Annotated in this window: 1 protein-coding gene; it reads left to right on the top strand. The window is 59.2% G+C overall.

What is annotated here, in order from left to right; translation table 11 throughout:
* Positions 1-563: 563 nt before the first annotated feature.
* Complete coding sequence (locus AB4Y32_RS40250; protein ID WP_439899906.1) at positions 564-2,216, top strand: phospholipase C; 1,653 nt, start codon at positions 564-566, stop codon at positions 2,214-2,216.
* Positions 2,217-2,270 lie beyond the last annotated feature (54 nt).

The following is a 2,270-nucleotide window of genomic DNA, read 5'->3' as shown; positions in this document are numbered from 1 at the left end:
CTTGCGGGTGCGCTTCGTCGACAGATCCAGACCAAGACCAAGCTGTGTCATCTCGCCGCTCCTTGAAGTATCCCCATCCCAGGATAGTTCACGCTCACGTCAGTGCCAGGACTTTTGCAGAGATTCCGGAGCTTTTGTGTCGTATGTCCGCTCGCGTCGATAAAAAAGTACTCGCACGGTTAGAGTTTGATCGAGTGAGTCGCAATAGTTGACCCTATTGGCGATCTTCTCTTCAAAGGTGATAGTGCTACGCATCTATTCACCCCTCGCACTCAGCTGTCGCACAGCGCCAAAGAATTACGAAAAAACAGGCCTGCTTCTGCGACTTTCTCTCAAAGAGAACACGCAATCCGACGCCTGATCTTTGGGACGAAACTATTCCGTAAGGACTCTGACGCTTGGCATTCATACGTCGATGCTTTAATGACTTCGCTTTCCTGAACCCCACTGCCGCGTAGCCTCCCCCATCTCAACGGCGTCAGCGATGTGATGCGTCTTTGATTCTCCCTGCGCCTGGGCGTCGCGGTCATTCCCGCCAATACGAATCCAAACAGGAGCCTGAAATGCAATGGCGTCAGATAGCACTTGGTTCGCTCACAGCCGCAGCATTCGCATCGACCGTAGCGTGGAGCGCCTCCGACGAGCATGACAAGAACCGGCCAGACGAAGTTCATACGGCTACTCCGATCAAGCATCTAGTGGTGATCTACGGCGAGAACATTTCGTTCGATCATTACTTCGCGACCTATCCGCATGCGACCAACCCGTCTGGTGAGCCTGCCTTCAACGCGCTGCCCGGCACGCCTCAGGTGAACGGCCTCTCGGGCGCCTTGCTCACGAACAACCCGAACTCCACGAATACGGCCAACGGAACAGGCGCCGCCAATCCGTTCCGTCTCGACCGCACGCAGGCGTCGAGCGCCGACCAGAATCACGCGTACACGGCCGAGCAGCAAGCGTACGACAACGGCGCCGCCGATCTCTTCCCGAAGTACACGGGTAAGGGATCGAGCGGCGGAGCCGGTGCATTCGGCACGACGGGCCAGGTGATGGGCTATTTCGACGGCAACACGGTCACCGCGCTGTGGAACTACGCGCAACGATTCGCGATGAGCGACAACGCCTATACGTCGACCTACGGACCGTCGACGCCGGGCGCGCTCGAAGTCGTGTCAGGGCAGACCAACGGCATGCAGGTCGTGCTGACGACGAAGCAGCCTTCCGCGTCAGGTTCGTACTACGTGAACGACGGGCAAGGCGGCTTCACGATGATCAATGACGTGGACCCGGCCTACGACACCTGCTCGAGCACGACCGATACTGCGTTGATGACGGGCAAGAATATCGGCGACCTGCTGAACGCGCGCAACATCACGTGGGGCGGCTTCATGGGCGGCTTCAACCTTGCGACGGTCAACAGCAACGGCACGACGGGATGCAAGCGCAGCACGCTGTCGACGGTCGTCGGTTCCGCCACAGCCGACTATATTCCCCACCACAACTGGTTCCAGTACTACGCGTCGACTTCCAATCCGAAACACTTGCGCCCGGGCTCGATCCAGGCTGTCGGCCACAGCGCAGACCCCGCTAACCACCAGTACGATACCGACGATTTCTTCAACGCGGTGAACGCCGGCAATTTCCCGGCAGTGAGCTTCCTCAAGGCCCCGGCCTTCCAGGATGGCCACGCTGGGTATTCGGACCCGCTCGACGAGCAGGCTTTCGTGACGAAAGTCGTGAACTTCCTGCAGCAGCAAAAGGACTGGAAAGATACGGCCGTCATCGTGGCATGGGATGACTCCGACGGCTGGTACGACCACGCTTACGCAATGCCGACGAGTGCATCGTACGATTCCGTCGCGGACCAGTTGAATGGCGCTGGAATCTGTGGCACGGGCTCGGCGGACAATGGCGTGAAGGGCAAACCCGTCAACGGCCGTTGCGGTCCGGGCACGCGCATTCCGTTTGTCGTGATCTCGCCGTGGGCGAAGGAGAACTTCGTCGACCATACGCAGATCGATCAGTCGTCGGTAGTGCGCTTCATTGAAGACAACTGGCTCGATGGGCAACGTATCGGTGGCGGATCGTTCGACGAGAAGGCGGGCAGCATCATGGGCATGTTCGACTTCAACCGTCGTGGCGAAGGCCGCTATCAGCGCAAGCTCTTCCTCGATCCGACGACGGGCTTGCAGGTCGAGCGGCCGCCGAAGATCTGATGCAAGGACTCAACTGATCATCGAAGCATGACGGAAGTGGGGCCCGCGCGCCGC

This window comes from Paraburkholderia phymatum (assembly GCF_040965635.1).
Taxonomy (GTDB): domain Bacteria; phylum Pseudomonadota; class Gammaproteobacteria; order Burkholderiales; family Burkholderiaceae; genus Paraburkholderia; species Paraburkholderia phymatum_B.
Note: the sequence above shows the minus strand (reverse complement) of the source record. Positions and strands in the feature narration are given on the sequence as shown.

What these genes read in the sequence shown, in the direction of transcription:
- AB4Y32_RS40250 (WP_439899906.1), top strand. Translation starts at nt 564, where the DNA reads ATGCAATGGCGTCAGATAGCACTTGGTTCGCTCACAGCCGCAGCATTC.